This window comes from Nocardia sp. CA-119907, from assembly GCF_050955995.1.
Classification (GTDB): domain Bacteria; phylum Actinomycetota; class Actinomycetes; order Mycobacteriales; family Mycobacteriaceae; genus Nocardia.
Genome location: NZ_CP192091.1, coordinates 4,501,194 through 4,518,304 on the forward strand (window position 1 = coordinate 4,501,194; position 17,111 = coordinate 4,518,304).

Consider the following 17,111-nt stretch of genomic DNA (forward strand, 5'->3'; position numbering starts at 1 on the left):
TCGTCCAGGAGGCTGTGGGTCAGTCGTCTCCGCGAGCGATTTCGACGCCGGGCGGCATCATTCGCGCACGTTGGGCATGCATGCGCGCACGTTCGGCCGGGCTCACCGCCGCGAAGGCCGCCTCGCGCCGTTGCGCCATTGCCGCTAATTCTTCCGCGCCCAACTGCCGTGTGTACTCTGCGCGCTGCCGCGTCAGCCGGGCGAATTCCTCAGGGGTCAGTGGCTGATTCATGGAAATTGTCTCCTCTACCAATCGCAGGAACTCCGATGTCGACGGCTCGACCGCGTCATCGAGGCCGTCCAGCACACCGAGCAGGCGTTCACGCAATGCGGCCGCGCGTGCGATGCGTTGATCGACCACCACCAGCTGCTGCCGGATGAGCTCGCGCGGGTCCAGAGTCGGCTCGGCATCCAGGAGTGCCGCGATGTCCTCGAGCGCAAACCCGAAGCCCCGCAACGCCGCAATGCGATACAGCCGCTGAACATCGGCCTGGGTATAGCACCGATGCCCACCCGATGTCCGTGACGACGGCACCAACAGCCCGAGCCGGTCGTAATGATGTAGCGCCCGCACCGTCACCCCGCTTTCCCGAGCCACCTCCCCAACCCGCCACACCCGGTCAACCAACATGACTCCTCTCGACGTGCCCCACCTACGCTAAAACCTGACGCAACGTCGGTTTCAAGTTTCAATTCGGTCACGCCGCCCGACCGCTGAACTCCGGAATCATTCGCCGAGCCCACACTCGAAACCGCAGGGAGCGATGGACAAGCTTCTCGTGCTCGTCAACGGCCTACCCGGCTCGGTAAGTCGACATTGGCGCCGCTGCTCGCCCGGGAGCTGAATGCGCAGGTGCTGTCCAAGGATGTGGTGAAAGAAGATTTGGCGGAATGTATTTCCTGCCCTGAGGACCTGCCGTCACTCGGCGCAGTTGCGATGGAGGCGGTCTGGGCGATGGCCGCGGCGATACCTCGTTCGGTGGTGATCGACTCATGGTGGTTCAGCCGCCGACCGCAGTCGGTCAGGACGCACTCGATGCGCTGAGCGCCGTCATTGTGATTTGCGGGAGTCTCCCGGCGTGTTCAGAAGTTCGGGTGTCTTTGTCATCGGCCCCATGGGGCTGGACGAAAGCTCCAGGGGCAGAACAGTTCGGAATTCATCCGTGGCTCGCGCTCGTCACGCTGAGGCGAGCAGAGTAGCCAGCGGCGACCAAGCGCTGCAGGCATATCGGGCGGCCCGCCTGGGTCGCGAACCCGCGCGGTGCACCCACGGTGCCCCGCCCCGTTGCCGCCGATCCGAGGTCGTGCATGTGGTCGCGCTGCCGCTGGCGGAACTAAGAGCGCAGCTGCACTACCGCCGGTAGGAGGATCGGAGTGACGTCGATTCCGGATCGGGACTTGACGTAGATCACATCTTGATGTTGAGTTCAGTTTCAAGTCGCGGCGAATGGCGAATTGCCCGCACGACATGGTCGGAGCTCGAATCCGAACCAGGACATCACGATTGAGGGAACCCGCATGGCCCCACTTCTGACTGTGGAAGATCTGTCGCTCAGACTTCCGTTCGCGGGACGGCTTCTTCGCGAGGTCGGTTTCGAACTCGACGCGGGCGAGGTTGTCGGCCTGGTCGGCGAGAGCGGAAGCGGAAAGACCCTCACCGGTCTGGGCGTCCTCGGCCTCTACCCGCCAGGAGCCGAGGTCGCAGGACGCATCGTCTTCGATGGCGACGACCTTCTGCGCGCATCCCCGGACAGGCTGCGGGCTGTGCGGGGCCGTGATCTCAGCATGATCTTTCAAGAACCCAGGTCCTCGCTGAATCCCGCGCTGACCATCGGTCGGCAGATCTCCCACGTGCTTCGGGCGCATCAGCGGATCACCTCGCGTCAGGCTTCGGCCCGGGCGGTCGAACTACTCGGCAGAGTCGGCCTGCCCGGTCCCGATCGGTTGCTCCATGCCTTCCCGCACGAGCTATCCGGTGGCATGTGCCAAAGGGTCATGATCGCCATGGCGCTGGCGTGTGGCCCGAGGCTTCTGATCGCCGATGAACCGACCACTGCCCTCGATGTCACCATTCAGGCGCAGATCATCGAACTGCTTCGTATGCTCGCCGATGAAGACGGGCTGTCGATCCTGCTCATCAGCCACGACCTCGGTGTGGTCGCCGACCTGTGCGACCGCGTCATCACCATGTACGCGGGCGAAGTGGTCAACGTCGCATCGCGAGACGACCTGCTGCACAGCCCGACTCACCCCTACTCGCAGAACCTGTTGCAGGCAACCGCACTTGAAATGCGGATCGACAAGTCCGCGCCCGCACGCGAGCTGGCTCCCAACCGCGAGGGATGCGCCTATCAACCGCGCTGCGCCTACGCGGTCGATCGCTGTCGCACTACACACCCCGAACTGGTCTTTTCCGGCCGATCAGCGACACGCTGTCTGCGCGGTTCCGAGCTGGATCTCGATGGGTTGGTGGCTTGATGGTCGAGAGTCTCCTCGAAGTCCGCAACTTGGTCGTGCAGTACCGCCGCGGTGCCGATCGGCTACTCGCCGTCGACGATGTCAGCTTCTCTCTCGACAAAGGCGAGACGCTCGCCATAATCGGAGAGTCCGGGTCCGGGAAGTCGTCGTTGGCTCATGCACTGGCCGGGCTCGTAAAACCTACTGCCGGAACGATTCACCGTGATTCATCGGGGGGTCGGCGCGCCGGCGGATCGTCGCACGTGATCTTTCAAGATCCGCGTTCTGCTCTCAATACCCGTCTCTCGGTCTGGCAGTGCGTCGCCGAAGTCATGGCGCCCGAGCGGCTGCGCATTCCGCGATCACTGCGACCTGCGGCCGTCGAACTTCTACGGCGCGTTGGGCTCGGCGACGATCTCGCGGATCGAAGACCGGCTCAGCTCTCTGGAGGACAGCGGCAACGCGTCACCATAGCCCGCGCCATCGCATCCCGCGCGGACCTGATTCTGTGCGACGAGCCTGTCGCGTCGTTGGATATGTCGCTGCAATCCGATGTTCTCCGGCTGCTCGCCGAATTGCGTAACGAACATCGATTGACCTACCTGTTCATCTCCCACGACCTGAGTTCGGTAGCCAAGATCGCGGATCGGGTCGGCGTCATGTACATGGGCCAACTGGTGGAGATCGGTTCCACTGCAGCGATTCTGGAGTCTCCCGCGCATCCCTATACGCAGGCGTTGCTGGCAGCCGTACCCAGATTGACGCTCGCACGTCGTGACCGGCGCCGGGTTCTCCTTCAGGGCGAGATTTCCGAGCGCGGAAAACCGCCGTCCGGCTGTCGATTTCGCACTCGATGCCCATTGGCATCCGAGCACTGCGCGGCAGTCGCGCCCGTTCTGATGAGCGATGCGGGCGATGACCACTCGACTGCCTGCCACTTCCGGGACCGAGCCATCGATGCATGGCAGGCCGGCTCGTTGTGACACCGATAAGGAAGTAGAACCCGCATGATCCGAAAATTGACCGCCGGCGCGTTCGTGGCCACCACGGCACTCGTACTGAGCGCGTGTGGTGGTGGCTCGTCGCCCGCGCCCGCAGACCCCGACGCGGCGGTTACTGTCGCCTCTCCGCAAACACCTAGCTCGTTCGATCCGTGTGCCGGAAACTCCGGCTATGACCTGACCTATCTCAAACTGCTCTATACCCCACTGATCGATATCGATCCGAACACTCTCAAACCTCGCCCGGGGCTGGCATCCTCGTGGGACTTCGTCGGTGCGGACAAACTAACCTTTACTGTGAAACTCCGCTCGGGCTCGACCTTTCACGATGGCACTCCGGTGGACGCGGAGGCCGTCAAGGCGAGTATGGAGCACTGCCTCGCCACCGGGCTCGTATCGGTTCCCTCCATCAAGAGCATCGATGTCGAGGCTCCTGACACCCTTTCCATCAAACTGAGCAGCCCGACGTCCGGAATGCCGGGCCATCTGAGCAGCCGCTTGGGTTTCGTAGCCTCGCCGACCGCATTACGTCAGTACGGTAACGACTTCGCGAACCACCCGGTCGGCGCCGGGCCGTATCAATTCGCTCGCGCGGTCCCCAACAGCGAGTACTCCTTCACCCGGTTCGCCGGTTACCGGCCGGTGAGCGGATCCGGCCCCATAGCCGCGGGTATCAACATAAAGATCATCACCAGCGACACGGCGATGACGAACGCGCTCTCGTCCGGCGCCGCCGACTTCGCATACGGGGTGAGTGAATCCGCGACTGCGGGACTCGAACGTCTCCCCAACATCACTGTGGAACGTACTCCGCAGCTCGGCTTTACAGCGGTCATGATCAACACCAAGAACAACCCTGTCAACAATCCAAAACTACGGTTGGCGATGGAATATGCCCTGGATCGCAAGGCCATTGCCAAGACTGTGCTCAACAGCGACACCGGAATGCCCGCATGGTCGTTGTATCCGCCGGGCGCTGCATTTCACGACGACGCGGCGGACAACGCCTGGCCTTACAACCCGGACAAGGCCCGGCAATTGCTTGCCGAAGCCGGGTTTCCCAACGGTGTGACGATCCGCGGTATATCCGTTGCCGCGCCGCCCTTCTCCACCGTCGCGGTGCTGGTCGCCGAGCAATGGAAGAAGGTCGGAATCGAGGTGAATTTCACCAATGTCCCTGGTGCCCAGGCCATATCGCAGTTCGTCGCGCACAACGGTGCCGAGGTATTCAGCGTCGGATGGCCGTCGCAGTGGTCGGCCCCGCTGAATTACAGCTCATTGCTCGGATCGACGTCGTACTTTCGGCAGAATGCGGAGCCGAACCCCGAGATCACCAAGTTGATCGCGCAGCTGAACGACACCTACACCGAGGCCGAGCAACTGGCGGTCGTCAAGCAGATCAACCAGATCCTGATCCAGCGTGCCGAGTTCATTCCGATCTTCCACGCGCCGGCCGTAAGCGCCTACACCAAGCGAGTCCATGGCGTCGTCCCCGCGCTCAACGGTTCGCCTGAACTGGCACATCTGGCCGTGTCATGAAGCGAATGACGGACAGCGAGCTCGTGAGACTGGTGCTCAGGAGGCTCGGGCAGATGTTCCCCACCGCGTTCCTGACAACGGTGATGACTCTGCTGCTGATTCACTTGGTCCCCGGCGGGCCCGCGGAGGCCCTGATCGGGGTGAGTAGCACCGATGTGGACCCAGCCGTCATCAACCGGCGGCTCGGTCTGGACAAGCCACTCTACGAGCAGTATTGGCACTGGCTGAGCGGGGTGGTCCGCGGAGATCTGGGGACGTCGCTGGTCAATGGTGCCCCGGTAGCCGACCAGGTGCTGCACCGGCTTCCGGTCAGCGCGGAGCTGGTCGGACTGGCATTGGTGATGTCGGCTGTGGTTGCGGTGCCCGCGGGGGTCTGGACCGCGTACCGGTCCGGTCACCGAGCCGATGGCGTGGTCCGCGCGCTATCCGGAATAGGGCTAGCGGTGCCGGATTTCTTTCTCGCGATCGTGCTGATCGATGTGTTCGCGGTCGGTTTGCGGATGTTTCCGGCCCTTGGGTACGTACCGTTCGAACAGGACCCAGTCGGGAATCTGCAGCACCTGGTGCTGCCCGCGACAGCGCTTGCGGCAGGTGCGGCCGCTGTTGTGGTACGTCAAGTCCGGGCCGCGATGATCGATGCGCTGTCGAGTGAATACGTGCGGACTGCTCGGGCGATGGGGCTGCGCGAGCGGACCGTAGTGTGGCACTACGCGTTCCGCAATGTGCTGTCGACCCTGCTGACCGTCTACGGATTGCTCGCCATAGGCATCTTGGGCGCGACGGTAGTGCTGGAGCAGATTTTCGTGCTGCCCGGTATGAGCGGCGCCCTGATCACGGCTATCCAGGCCCGCGACTACCCAATGCTGCAGGGCATCGTATTGATCTATGTCGCAATCGTTCTAGGGCTGAATCTGTTCGTGGATGTGCTGAACGGCGTACTGACGCCGCGGTTGCGAGCGGAGGCGCGCTGATGACCGCGCTGACGCTTCTCGATGAAACTCGACCGATCGATCGGCGTGGGCGTTGGTCACGCGTCGGGCTGTGGGTCTGTGTCGGCATCCTCGGTGTGCTGGTCCTGATGTCGATCCTGGCACCGGTGGTCGCACCGTACAGTCCGACCGATCAGGACCTGACCAGCAGATTCGCCGGCCCCAGCGCCGTTCACCTGCTCGGAACCGATAGTTTTGGCCGGGATGTGCTGAGCAGACTCATCTGGGGCGGCAGGTCGTCGTTCGCGGGCGTTCTGATCGCGGTCGGTGTCGGATTGGCACTCGGCCTCCCTTGGGGGCTCGGCGCGGGCTACGGACCAGGCTGGTTGCGGACGGTACTGATGCGAATGGCCGACGCTTTTCTTGCCTTTCCCGCGCTGGTGCTGGCGATTGCCATCACCGGTGTTCTCGGCCCCGACCTCGTGACGGCGATGTGTTCGGTGGGTGTGGTGTTCGCACCGGTCATCGCGCGTCTGACCGCAGGCGGAGTGGCCGAGGTACGGCGCCGCGAGTACGTGCTCAGCGCACGGATGTCCGGCTGCCCTGCGCACGTAATCCTGATCCGGCATGTCCTCCCGCACGCGATCGGTCCGGTGATCATCCAGGCTGCGGTCTTCGCCGGATTGGCCTTCATCATCGAGGCCGCACTGTCCTTCATCGGCTTGGGCATCCAGCCTCCCGCGCCGAGTTGGGGTGGCGACTTGAACAACGCCTATCAGCACATTCTGAGCGCACCGGACCAAGCCTTGGCGCCCGGTGTCCTCATTGCCGTCGCTGTGCTCGCAACGTACCGAATCGGCGATGAGTGCCGTGATCTTCTCTCCGACAGCTGAATTCGAAGGAGGGACCATGCCCATCCACGAATCCAGGTCGCTGCCCGGCGCGGAATGTCGGCGAGGGTCCGTTCGTGGTAGCTACGCACCCGGCCGGACTCCGCACCCTGATGTTGAAGATAATTCTCTATCTCCTAGGTGAATGGTCCGAATCATCGGTTTGGCCTTGCGGATAGCCTGCTCGGTCGAAGCTTCTTCGGGATCCGGTTACGTCGGGTGGGTGTCCGGCCCGGCCGCAGACGTGCAGGCGGTCGCGCCTGGCGGTGCGGCATCGGAAACTGTCGGCTGTAAAGGCGCCGCCGGGGATCGAACGCGCGGGCCGCGACATAGAACGTTCTGAGCCACAGCGGTCTCGGGCGGTGTGATCGTCGGCGGGTCAGCTGGCGTGTTGATGGCCGATCGTGGTGTCAGGGCAGGTGTCAGGTGTGTGTCAGGTCGGTGTCAGTCGGCCCGGCGACAGTGTGTCCATCGAACAAAACGACCGGCACCGACACGGTTCCAGTCGGTGCCACAACCGATTTCGAGGAGTACACGACATGTCGATCACCATCACCTTGACCGATCAGGACAAGAGCACTCTGCGCACCGCCGCCTACGGTGCGGTGTCGTTGATGGCCGCCGCCGGTGCACCGCACAAGGGCATTACGCACGGCTCCATCGCCCTGACCTCTGCGACCGGACTGGTCGGGCATGTGCTCGCCGCCAAGTCCAAAGACATCCGCTTGCCGGGCAAGTCGGTCGCCGAACTCGCCGACGAGGTGCTGCCTGCCCTGACCGCGGCCATGAGCTTGCTCGGCAAGCAGTATCCGGAGGAGGTCGACAACTTCCGCGGCACCGTCGTGGTCGCCGTCGAAGCCGCCGCCGGGCCCGGCAAGGGCGAGTCGAACCCCGCTGTGGCGGTGATGGCCCGCAAGGTCACCGCGGCCCTCGACGCCGCCTGACCGGTGCCGGGTCGGCGCAGCACAGCTGGTGGCCGAGTCGCGGGGTCCTCTCGAGGACCCCGCGACTCGGCCACCGAACATCGAAACCTCAGGGTGCGACCGCGCGACCGTTCGGAAACGCACGATAGGCGGCACGAGCGGTCACTCACACCTGGTTGCGGTCGGCGCGTTGTGGCCGTTCTCGTATTTTCGGCAGTCGGATTGCGTCGGCGTGGGATCGGGGCCCAGGCGTCCGACTCGGCGACCGATCAGGCCGCTACCGCGTGAACCGGGCGATATCCTCAGCAACGCGCGCCGGCGCTTCGAAGGGAAACGCGTGACCGAGCTGAGGGTAGATCAGCAATTCCGAACCGTTGATGTAGTGATGCAGCAGGGCTGAGTTGGCGGCGGGTTCTTGTTTATCGTTGTCGGCGCCCAGGATCAGGGTGGGCAGCCGCAGGTTCGGCAGGCTGGCGATGACGTTGGCGGTGGGGTCGATGAGCCAGTCGCTCATTGCCGCGCGTTGCCGGTTGAGGCCGGTCAGGTTCACCCCGACTCGGTCGGGGCGCAGAGCTGTTCGTTGACGCCACGCAGCCAGAGCGTCGGGATGATCGCTGAAATACAGTGGAATGACCCGGTCGGCGGGCGCCGTCGGATCGAACGCTGGCGCGCCCGCGATCAGATCGGGGAGATCGGGCAGCACCTGCTGCGATCCGCCGGGACCCGTACCCATCAGAATCAGGGCGCCAACGACATCGGGGTGATCCACGACCAAACGTTGCGCGACGAATCCTCCCAGGGAGTAGCCCACGAGGGTGGGGCGGTCCAGATGAAGAGCCTGGATCAGACCGGCGGCCTGATCGGACAGTTGCCGGACGGTCGAGAGGGCCGCAGAGCTCGCCGGGGTGCGTCCCACGCCGTCGGAGTCGAAGAGGACGACATGGTTGGTCGCGGCCAGGCGATCGAGCAGCGCCGGATCCCAGTCGTCCATGCTGAATCCGAGGCACGGCGTCAACACCAGGGTTGGCCCCTGTCCGAAGCGGCGGTAAGCGATCGGTACCCCGGCTACATCGACGATGTGGGTGGGCGCTGCCAATGACGGTGACCCGCGGAAACCGTCAGCCGTTGTCCATGCGGTATCCATCGCGGAGGCGGGCACATCAGCAGGGTCGGCGTGAGCGACGCCTGGCCCGACCAACAGCACGCTGGTGGCCAGTGCCGCCAGCACGGCCGAGACAGGTGTCCGGCGTCCTGAGACGGGCCGCAGATGGCGGGGCAACGGGCCGCCATGGGGTGCGACCGAGGTCGGTTGCGGCGGATGGAAAGCGGACATGTGTGCTCCTTCTAGTTGCGGGACGGACCAGAATCGAGACAGCGTCCCGCTGCGTACAGCCCGATCGTCGGCACGCCAACCGGTTCGGTGATCAGCGACCTCGGCCATACCGTCCTGGTCCAGATGCCGCATGTAAGAGGGCCGACGGCTCGAAAGGATTCGCCCGATTTCGGCCACCGGGAGAAGCACCGCGACGTCACCGGACGGTCTGTGCTGCAGTCGATCTCACTGCTCAGATCCCGCCCGGCGGCATGATCCTGAACTGGCGCAAGAAGTCTCGCCTGCGCACCGGCATGATCGCCCGGATCGTTCACGGCCGACTTCGGATGTGTCGGCTGTGTGACACAGTCGGCGTCTATCGTCGTGGTGATCATGTTCGACCGTGCGGGTGAAGGTGATACTGGATGTTGAATTACGACCTCGACATGTCCGATGTGGAGCGCGATCTTGCTCTGCCCGATTTGGTGGCTGAAGGAGATGAACTCGACGCCCTGGTATCGGCGCAGGCCGACTGGTCCAAGGACACGCCGGCAACGGGGTGGACGATCGCCCACCAGATCGCTCATCTTGCCGCAGCTGATGCGAACGTTCTCATTGCCATACGGACTCCGGAGGCGTTCGACGCCGTCCTGAAGCAGGCCGAAGCCGCGGGCAGCCGATACGCTGATCTCGACGCTGCCGCGGGAGCAGCGAAACCGCGATCGGTACTGCTGCAGCAATGGCGTGCTGGTCGAGCCGAGGTGGCGGCGGCGCTGCGTGATGTTCCGCTGGACCATGGGTTTCCGTGGTACGGCTCGCAGTTGACCGCCGCGCTCATGGTGCCGCTTCGACTGATGGAGACGTGGGCTCACGGGCAGGACATTTTCGATACGCTGGGCGTCTCACACCGTCCGACGAGTCGGCTCCGGCATGTGGCCGCCTTGGGCGTCGTAGGACGAGAGCTGTCGTTCTACGCGGCCCAATTGCCTACTCCCACAGAGCCGTTCCGTGTCGAGCTGACCGGTCCCGACGGCCGGACCTGGGTCTGGGGCCCAGAAGATGCCGGGCAACGGGTTCAGGGGAGTGCCTTCGACTTCTGTCTTCGAGTCACCCAACGCAGATCCCTGACCGAGACCGACCTCACCGCGGTCGGTGAGGACGCGCGGAAGTGGCTGGAGATCGCTCGCGTTTTCCTCTGAAAGAGGTTGGTTCCCTGCTCCGCTGATCCAGACGTTGAAGGTCCAAACGGCTCGAAGAGTGCAGACCGTGCGCACATCGGGATGGGCTCGCATTCTCGACGGATGAGTCGCGGCCTGAGATGTCTTCGGGCTGTTGATCTTCCGTCCACGTGGCCACTCCTGGCAGCTCGATCAGCGGAGTGGGTTCGCTTGTACCGCAGTGCCAGGGTGGCCCGATCACCGTACGGTGGTATCGGATGTTGGTGTGTCGATGAATGTCTCGGCCGCGCCGAGCCGTCGGGCGAGCACGGTGGTCAGGGTGTCGTGGTCGACGGGGTGGGTGGCCGGGTTGACCCAGGCGGGTAAGCCGCAGCCCCATCCCATCGACGACGCGCTTCGCGCTCTCACCCAACTGGCGCTGTGTGGTTGACACACGCAGCCACCGAACAAGCCGGACTCAGACACCAGAAGCCTTGCCCGGCAGGCGATCAGGGGCGCAGCCATTGCAGCATTGCGGGCCCCTGATCGCCCGGCCGAACGCGCGGGTCGCGCACTACCGCGCATCCACTGCTCACGAAACTCAGCCGAGAGCCGGAGCAGCTAGGTCACGACTCGCTGGAGGCAACACGCCGAACATCAGCCATGGTTCGTGCTCGGCGGTGAGATCAGTCGGCGATATAGCGCGTCGCCCGATCCGGCAGGATCCCGGCCTGGACGAGTTCGTCGTAGATCCGCTGCTGTTCATCGTCGAGATTCGAGTACAGCATGTCGTACGCCCGGTCTTCCTCGGCGAGCACCGCGACCGGATCCCAGTTGTCACCGAGCGCCTCGACGACGGCGCTGCGCCGTCGTGCCTCGTCCAGCGTGAGGTCGTAAGCAAAATTGAGGTCGGCCATTTCGGCATCTCCAACCAGGTTCTTTCCAAAACGAAGTGACGACAATGCCCAAACACGCCTTCTCGGGCAATGACCTGCATCACATTCCACGGCCAGACTTCATCACATTTGATGCCCGTGCGCGGACTGGACCACGGAGTGAATGCGTCCACATAATCGCCACGACGCTGAAATCGGGCATAGCGACGCTTTATCGTCACGCCGCCAACAGAGCGGAACTCGCCATGGTCGTCGCTCGCGAAGTGGACCAGGGGCGTTGTCGCTCGACACCCGCGCCCGTGACACCGGGCGCGGGTGGCCGAGATCGATGGCTTACTTGTGGCAGGCCTGACGGTAGTCGTGGATGGCCGCGCGGGCGGTCCTGAAGTCCTGTACGTCCTGAGGGTGCGCTTGGCGGTAGGACTTCCACTCCGCTTTGCGCTGATCCTTGGGCAGGGCCTTCACCTTGGCTACTTCCGCGGCGAAGTCCGGGTGACTGGCCAGGAATGCGGCGACCTTCGGAGCGCTGTCCGCCTTCGCCTGGGCCGCGGCCGCGGGGTTGCATTGCGGCCCGGGGTCGGCGGAGGCGGTCGCGGGCAGGGCGATGGCCAGGCCGGCGAGGCCGGTGAGGGTGGCAGCGACGAGACTGCGCTTCATTCTTACTCCAGTGGTCGGAGGGATATGTCCCCATCGAATCTGCCGACCCGACCTGCCGAGTGCACCTGTCGCGGCACTATCTTCAGGCGATCTTCAGCCGCAGCACGAACACGGCACCGTGTTGTCCGGGCGGAGGGTCGAGGCAGATCAGGTCGCCGCCATGGGCTCTGGCGATGCCGCGGGCGATGGCAAGTCCCAGGCCGGAACCGTCGGCGCGGCGATCGCGTGCCTGGTCCAGACGCACCAGCCGGTCGAAAATCCGTTCACGTTCGCCGGGCGGCACCCCCGGGCCGGTGTCGCTGATCGTCAGCTCGGCCAGGTTGCTGGTGGCACCGACCCGCACTGTCACCCTGCCGCTGTCCGGCATAGCTTGGCACGCGTTCTCGAGCAGGTTCAACAGCACCTGGTTGACACGTTCGGGATCGATGGCCGCGACCACATGATCGCCCGCGAGTTCGAACTCGATATCGCTGTGCAGCAGCCGCATCCGATTCAACTGGGCGTCGGCGAGGTCGTATAGATCGGTCGGCGTGTGTTGCAGCGGCAGTCCGGCGTCGATGCGGGCCAGATCGACGAGATCGTCGACCAGCCGGCCCGCGCGCTGGGCCTCACGAACCAACAGCATCTGCATCTGCAGGTTGGTGTCGGGATCGGTGTCGGGTGGTTGCTGCAGGACCGCTTCGGCGATCGCGCGAATTCCGGTGATCGGGGTGCGCAACTCGTGCGCGGCGTCGGCGACAAAGGTACGGATCTGTTCCTCGGAGGCCTGCGCTCGGGCCTCGGCGCCTTCCAGTGCGTCCAGCATTTCATCGAAAGCCGTTGCGGTGCGTCCCAGTTCGGTGTCGGGTCGCGATGGCGACAACCGCCGTCCGCGTCGGCCGTTGGCGATCTCGCGAGCCAGTACGGTCATCGAATCCAATGGTGCGAGGGCGCGCCGAATACCGAACGGCAACCCGATGACGATCACGAGCAGTGCGGCGGCGGTAGTGCCCACGAGCACACCCACCAGCTTCGACTGCGCTCCCGCCAACAGTTTCGTATCGAGTTGCAGGGTCATTCGCGCGTGGTCCAACTCGCCTTGGCCGTTGAGCAGCACGTGTCTGGTCTTCACCGTGGCCTGGTCCTCGTGCTGGGCGCTCAGGCTGCCGAAGGTGCGGCCATCGGCGAGGACGAGCCGCGCCCGTACCGACCGCGCATCGATCCGGGTGAGCAGATCGGTGGGCGAGATGCCTTGGCCGGCAAGTTGCTGCGCCAGTTGAACGCGGTCGGCGAGTACCGCGTTCTGACTGCGATTCAGCGCCAGCGAGAACAACCCGTGCACTACCAGTGAAACGACGATCAGTACCGCACCGAGCACCGTAGCGGTGGTGAGCGTGACGCGCCTGCGTAGCGACACCGTCTTCATCGCACCCCGGTCCGATGAGAGCGGTGGTGGTCAACCGGGCGGCGCTGCCAGCTCACTGGTCGCCGACCCGCAAGGTGTAGCCGAGGCCACGCACGGTGTGCAGCAGCCGCGGTCCGTGTGCCTCCAGCTTGCGCCGAACGGCGCTGACATTCACCTCGACCAGGTTGGGATCGTAATCCTCGTATCCCCATACGGCGGTGAGGATTTGGGCCTTGGTGACCACCCGGTCGCGGTGCGCGGCGAGATAGCCGAGGAGCTTGAACTCAGTGAGGGTCAGCGCGATGGTCTCGCCGCCACGGTGCACCGCCCCGGATTCGACGTCGATGACGAGATCGCCGATCGTGGTCTTGGTCTGGAGTCTGCCCATCCGCCGCAACAGCGCATCGACCCGGGCCACCAGCTCGGCCAGGTCGAACGGTTTGACTACATAGTCATCCGAGCCGGCCCGCAGCCCGCGCAGCCGATCCTCGATACCGTCGCGGGCGGTCAGGATGACGACACCGGCCCCTGATCTGGCGCGCACGGTTTCCAGCAGGGTGAATCCGTCGCGTCCGGGCAACATGATGTCGAGCACGACGACATCCGGCCGGAACTGCGCGAGATCGCGCTCCAACTGTTGGCCGTGCTCCCGGCTGAGCACCTCGTGTCCGGCCGTGGTCAGCCCCGATCCCACCGCGACCCGGATGGCCTCGGCGTCTTCGATGACAAGTATTCGTCCCGGCTGCACAGGTGTCATTGTTGCGCCTCGCAGCTGAAGATTGCCTGAAAGGTCGCGATGAGCGAGCCGATGAACGCCGGGACCGACGCGATACTCGGATCATGGGCAGCCAATCGGCGCAGTGGATGCGCACCGCGCGCGTGCTTCGTCGCGCCGGCTTCGGCGCGACCGGAGCCGAGATCGATGCCGTGCGTGCGGAGCAGCCCGCCGACTATCTGCGATCGGCGTTGACCACCGGCCCGGACGCCGATGCCGGTGCGCGGGCGACGCCGATGCCGATGTTCGCCGAGACCGCCGCACCGGGTAAAAACGCGACGCCCGAGGCCCGCCGACGGTACAACGCCGAACGCAACAACGAACTCGCAATGCTGACCGTGTGGTGGTTACAGCGCATGGCCGCCGTACATCAGCCGATCCATGAGAAGCTGACCCTGTTGTGGCACAACCATTTCGCGACATCGGCGGCCAAGGTTCGCAATGCCGGCGCCTTGGCCGCGCAGAACCAGAAGCTGCGCACTTTGGGCACCGGCGACTTCGGCGCGCTGGCCTACGCGATGCTCACCGACGCGGCCATGCTCAAATGGCTCGACGGCACCAGTAATTCGGCGAAGGCACCCAACGAGAATCTGTCGCGCGAGTTCCTGGAACTGTTCGCGCTCGGGCACAGCAACGGCTACACCGAGACCGATGTGCGTGAAGGCGCGCGTGCGCTGACCGGGTGGACGATCGACGGCAGCGGCGTCGCCACCCTGAATTCTCAGCGGCACGATCCGGGCCCCAAAACCATACTCGGCGTGACGGGTTCGCTCGGCGCCCGCGAATTCTGCGAGATCGTGCTCGGCCTGCCCGAGTCGGCTCGCTATGTGGCCGGGCGGATGTGGCAGCAGCTCGGCTCCGATACACCGCCGTCGCAACCGGCGATCGATCGTGCCGTGGCGGCATACGGACCCAACCGCGATGCCGCGGGGATGGTGGTCGCGATCCTCACCGACGACGAATTCGCCGCCGTGCATGACACTGTCGTGCACGGTCCGGTCGAATGGCTGATCGGCATGGTGCGGGCGCTGGCGGTGCCGATGGACGACGACGCCGAGGTCAAGAAGCTGGCGGGTGTGCTGCGCAATCTCGGACAGCTGCCGTTCTACCCGCCGTCGGTCGGCGGCTGGCCGCACGGCCAGGCGTGGATGTCGACGGCGGCGGCGCAGATTCGGTTCACCGCGGCATCTGAGCTCGTGAAAAAGGTGGACCTGAGCCGGATTTCGTCCGCCGCGCCGGGCGATCGCCTCGATGCGGTCGGCTACCAGCTCGGCATCGGCGCCTGGTCGGACCGCAGCGCCGCCGTGCTCGCGGCGGTTCGGAACGATCCCGCCCGACTCACCGCGATCGCGGTGAACACTCCCGAGTACCTGACCAGCTGACCGGAAAGTCATCGAACCATGACTCGATTCAATCGCAGACAGTTCCTTGTCGGCAGCAGCGTACTGGGTGCGCTCGGGCTGGCCGCTGGTTCCGTGATCACCTGGGAGGAAGTGCACCGGCACGCCGCCGCCGCCCCCCTGGCGCCGGGCACCGGAATCCTGGTCCTGGTGACGATGTACGGCGGCAACGATGGCATCAACACCGTGATTCCATACGCGGACAATGCCTATCACGATGCGCGGCCGGAATTGTCGTATCAGCCGCAGGAGGTACTGCACCTGGATGGGCAGCTCGGACTCAATCCGGCGATGAAGGGCTTCGCGGACCTGTGGGGCGGCCACAACCTCGCAATCGTGCGCGGGGTCGGCTATCCGCATCCGGATCACAGCCATTTCCGCTCGATGGACATCTGGCAGACGGCCGCTCCGGACCGCCCGGTCAATGCCGGATGGATCGGGCGCTGGCTCGACGCGACCGGCGACGACCCGGTGCGTGCGGTCAATATCGGCCCGGTGCTGCCGCAGCTGGCGATAGGGGAGAAGCACACCGCAGCGGCGTTGGATCCCGCCTCCGCACCGCTATCGCCCGAATTATCCGCCGCGTCGGCCGCCCTCGCCGCCACCGACCCCCGCGACAGTCCCGCCCAGACGCTCGTCTGCGCCGGCTATCACGCCGAACAGGCTGTGACCCAGACGTTTTCCTCGATCGGCGCGAAACCCGCTGCCCCTGGTGGCAATCCGCTCGCCGCCCAGCTCGCGCTCGTCGGCCAGTGCATCAAGGCGGATGTACCCACCCAGGTGTATTCGGTCAGCCTGGGCGGCTTCGACACCCATGCCGATGAACGCCGCACCCAGCAGCAACTGCTCGGACGGCTCGACGAGGCGGTGTCGGCATTCCTGACAGATATGGCAGGGCATCCCCGTGGCCGCGACGTAGTTCTCATGGCCTACAGCGAATTCGGCCGCCGCGTCGCCGCCAACGCTTCTCAGGGCACCGACCACGGCACTGCCGGGCCGGTGTTCGTTGCGGGAGCGCGGGTCAAGGGCGGCTTCTACGGCGACGAGCCCAGCCTCACCGACCTCGACAACGGTGATCTGAAGACCACCGTCGACTTCCGTGACATCTACTCGGAATTGCTGCACCGCGTGGTCGCGACCGACCCGGGTCCCGCGGTCGGTACCTCTCGTCACGACCTGGGGTTGATCGTTTAAGTGGTCGCGCCCCGTAAGTCTGTTGGACTTACGGGCGCGACCATTTAGCTGTTGGGCGTGCGACTGGTGAAATCGAAGGAGCCGCCGTCGATGCCCCAGGAGATGATCCGTTCGGGATGGATCCGAATGATCGCGCGCTCCTGGGGAGGGAACGGCGGCTCCTGGTCGTCGAGCGCCTCGGCCGTGCCGCGCACCTCGATGCCGCGAATGACGTACGGCTCCAACGAGACCTGCTGGTCGACGACGAACGACACCCGACTGCCCGCCTCGACGTTGCGGTACTTACGGCTGGCGTGCATGCGCATACCGCCGATGTCGATGGTGCCGTCGGCATTCACCCGATAGCTGGTCGGGTTGTTCTGCACAATGCCGTCGGGCGATACCGTGGCCAGCCGACCGATCCCGGCCTCCGCGAGGAACTGCTGCTCGTTCGTAGTGAAAGTCACCAATGAAGCCTAGCGGGATGCCTCCGGCAGCGACCGCGCCATCCTTTGCTTGGTTCAGGATGACGTGGGCTGGTGGAAGGGCGTCGCGCCGATGTCGGGATGTCGTGGCTCCCAGGCGAGTTCGGCTTTGGCGGGGGCCGAGGAGGTGTAG

Annotated in this window: 18 protein-coding genes; 10 read left to right on the forward strand and 8 right to left on the reverse strand. The window is 64.9% G+C overall.

Annotated elements, in window-relative coordinates:
• Window positions 1–19 precede the first annotated feature (19 nt).
• On the reverse strand, window positions 20–631 hold the full coding sequence (locus tag ACQP2D_RS19805) for a MerR family transcriptional regulator (RefSeq protein WP_433685184.1): 612 nt from the start codon (window positions 629–631) through the stop codon (window positions 20–22).
• Between the two features lie 186 nt (window positions 632–817).
• On the opposite strand from ACQP2D_RS19805, the gene ACQP2D_RS19810 reads away from it, so the two are divergent.
• From ACQP2D_RS19810 to ACQP2D_RS19840, 7 genes are all read left to right on the forward strand, one after another.
• Window positions 818–1,045, forward strand: coding sequence for a hypothetical protein (locus ACQP2D_RS19810; protein WP_433685185.1), 228 nt, complete (start codon window positions 818–820; stop codon window positions 1,043–1,045).
• Between the two features lie 473 nt (window positions 1,046–1,518).
• Complete coding sequence (locus ACQP2D_RS19815; protein WP_433685186.1) at window positions 1,519–2,478, forward strand: ABC transporter ATP-binding protein; 960 nt, start codon at window positions 1,519–1,521, stop codon at window positions 2,476–2,478.
• The gene (locus tag ACQP2D_RS19820; RefSeq protein WP_433685188.1) at window positions 2,478–3,440 is read left to right on the forward strand and encodes an oligopeptide/dipeptide ABC transporter ATP-binding protein; all 963 of its coding nucleotides are present in this window, start codon (window positions 2,478–2,480) and stop codon (window positions 3,438–3,440) included. Before ACQP2D_RS19815 ends, ACQP2D_RS19820 begins: the two co-directional genes overlap by 1 nt.
• 24 nt (window positions 3,441–3,464) lie before the next feature.
• Entirely contained in the window at window positions 3,465–4,997 is a 1,533-nt protein-coding gene (locus ACQP2D_RS19825; protein WP_433685189.1) for an ABC transporter substrate-binding protein, read from the forward strand.
• 5 nt (window positions 4,998–5,002) lie between these two features.
• Entirely contained in the window at window positions 5,003–5,968 is a 966-nt protein-coding gene (locus tag ACQP2D_RS19830) for an ABC transporter permease (RefSeq protein ID WP_433685190.1), read from the forward strand.
• Window positions 5,968–6,819, forward strand: a complete 852-nt coding sequence (locus ACQP2D_RS19835; RefSeq protein ID WP_433685191.1) for an ABC transporter permease — start codon at window positions 5,968–5,970, stop codon at window positions 6,817–6,819. Before ACQP2D_RS19830 ends, ACQP2D_RS19835 begins: the two co-directional genes overlap by 1 nt.
• A 536-nt stretch (window positions 6,820–7,355) precedes the next feature.
• Window positions 7,356–7,760 carry a hypothetical protein gene (locus tag ACQP2D_RS19840; protein WP_433685192.1) on the forward strand — a complete coding sequence of 135 codons (405 nt, stop codon included), beginning with the start codon at window positions 7,356–7,358 and terminating at the stop codon, window positions 7,758–7,760.
• A 256-nt stretch (window positions 7,761–8,016) separates the two neighbouring features.
• Here the strand turns inward: ACQP2D_RS19840 and ACQP2D_RS19845 are convergent, their stop codons facing one another.
• On the reverse strand, window positions 8,017–9,204 hold the full coding sequence (locus ACQP2D_RS19845; protein WP_433685193.1) for an alpha/beta fold hydrolase: 1,188 nt from the start codon (window positions 9,202–9,204) through the stop codon (window positions 8,017–8,019).
• A gap of 272 nt (window positions 9,205–9,476) precedes the next feature.
• Between ACQP2D_RS19845 and ACQP2D_RS19850 the strand changes: the two genes are divergently transcribed.
• The gene (locus ACQP2D_RS19850) at window positions 9,477–10,250 is read left to right on the forward strand and encodes a TIGR03084 family metal-binding protein (protein WP_433685194.1); all 774 of its coding nucleotides are present in this window, start codon (window positions 9,477–9,479) and stop codon (window positions 10,248–10,250) included.
• Window positions 10,251–10,466: 216 nt separating this feature from the next.
• Here ACQP2D_RS19850 and ACQP2D_RS19855 read toward each other — a convergent pair whose 3' ends face one another.
• From ACQP2D_RS19855 to ACQP2D_RS19875, 5 genes are all read right to left on the reverse strand, one after another.
• Window positions 10,467–10,637, reverse strand: a complete 171-nt coding sequence (locus ACQP2D_RS19855) for a hypothetical protein (RefSeq protein WP_433685195.1) — start codon at window positions 10,635–10,637, stop codon at window positions 10,467–10,469.
• A gap of 257 nt (window positions 10,638–10,894) precedes the next feature.
• A complete protein-coding gene (locus tag ACQP2D_RS19860) occupies window positions 10,895–11,125 on the reverse strand; it encodes a DUF6400 family protein (protein WP_433685196.1) in 231 nt (76 codons plus the stop codon).
• A gap of 312 nt (window positions 11,126–11,437) precedes the next feature.
• The gene (locus ACQP2D_RS19865) at window positions 11,438–11,761 is read right to left on the reverse strand and encodes a hemophore-related protein (protein ID WP_433685197.1); all 324 of its coding nucleotides are present in this window, start codon (window positions 11,759–11,761) and stop codon (window positions 11,438–11,440) included.
• 82 nt (window positions 11,762–11,843) lie between these two features.
• A complete protein-coding gene (locus ACQP2D_RS19870) occupies window positions 11,844–13,166 on the reverse strand; it encodes a sensor histidine kinase (protein WP_433685198.1) in 1,323 nt (440 codons plus the stop codon).
• Between the two features lie 52 nt (window positions 13,167–13,218).
• On the reverse strand, window positions 13,219–13,902 hold the full coding sequence (locus ACQP2D_RS19875; RefSeq protein WP_433685199.1) for a response regulator transcription factor: 684 nt from the start codon (window positions 13,900–13,902) through the stop codon (window positions 13,219–13,221).
• An 83-nt stretch (window positions 13,903–13,985) separates the two neighbouring features.
• Between ACQP2D_RS19875 and ACQP2D_RS19880 the strand changes: the two genes are divergently transcribed.
• Window positions 13,986–15,302 (forward strand): DUF1800 domain-containing protein, encoded by a 1,317-nt coding sequence (locus ACQP2D_RS19880; protein WP_433685200.1) that lies wholly within the window; start codon window positions 13,986–13,988, stop codon window positions 15,300–15,302.
• Between the two features lie 18 nt (window positions 15,303–15,320).
• A complete protein-coding gene (locus tag ACQP2D_RS19885) occupies window positions 15,321–16,514 on the forward strand; it encodes a DUF1501 domain-containing protein (protein WP_433685201.1) in 1,194 nt (397 codons plus the stop codon).
• A gap of 44 nt (window positions 16,515–16,558) precedes the next feature.
• On the opposite strand, the gene ACQP2D_RS19890 is transcribed toward ACQP2D_RS19885, so the two are convergent.
• Window positions 16,559–16,960 (reverse strand): PPOX class F420-dependent oxidoreductase, encoded by a 402-nt coding sequence (locus tag ACQP2D_RS19890; RefSeq protein ID WP_433685202.1) that lies wholly within the window; start codon window positions 16,958–16,960, stop codon window positions 16,559–16,561.
• Window positions 16,961–17,111: the final 151 nt, after the last annotated feature.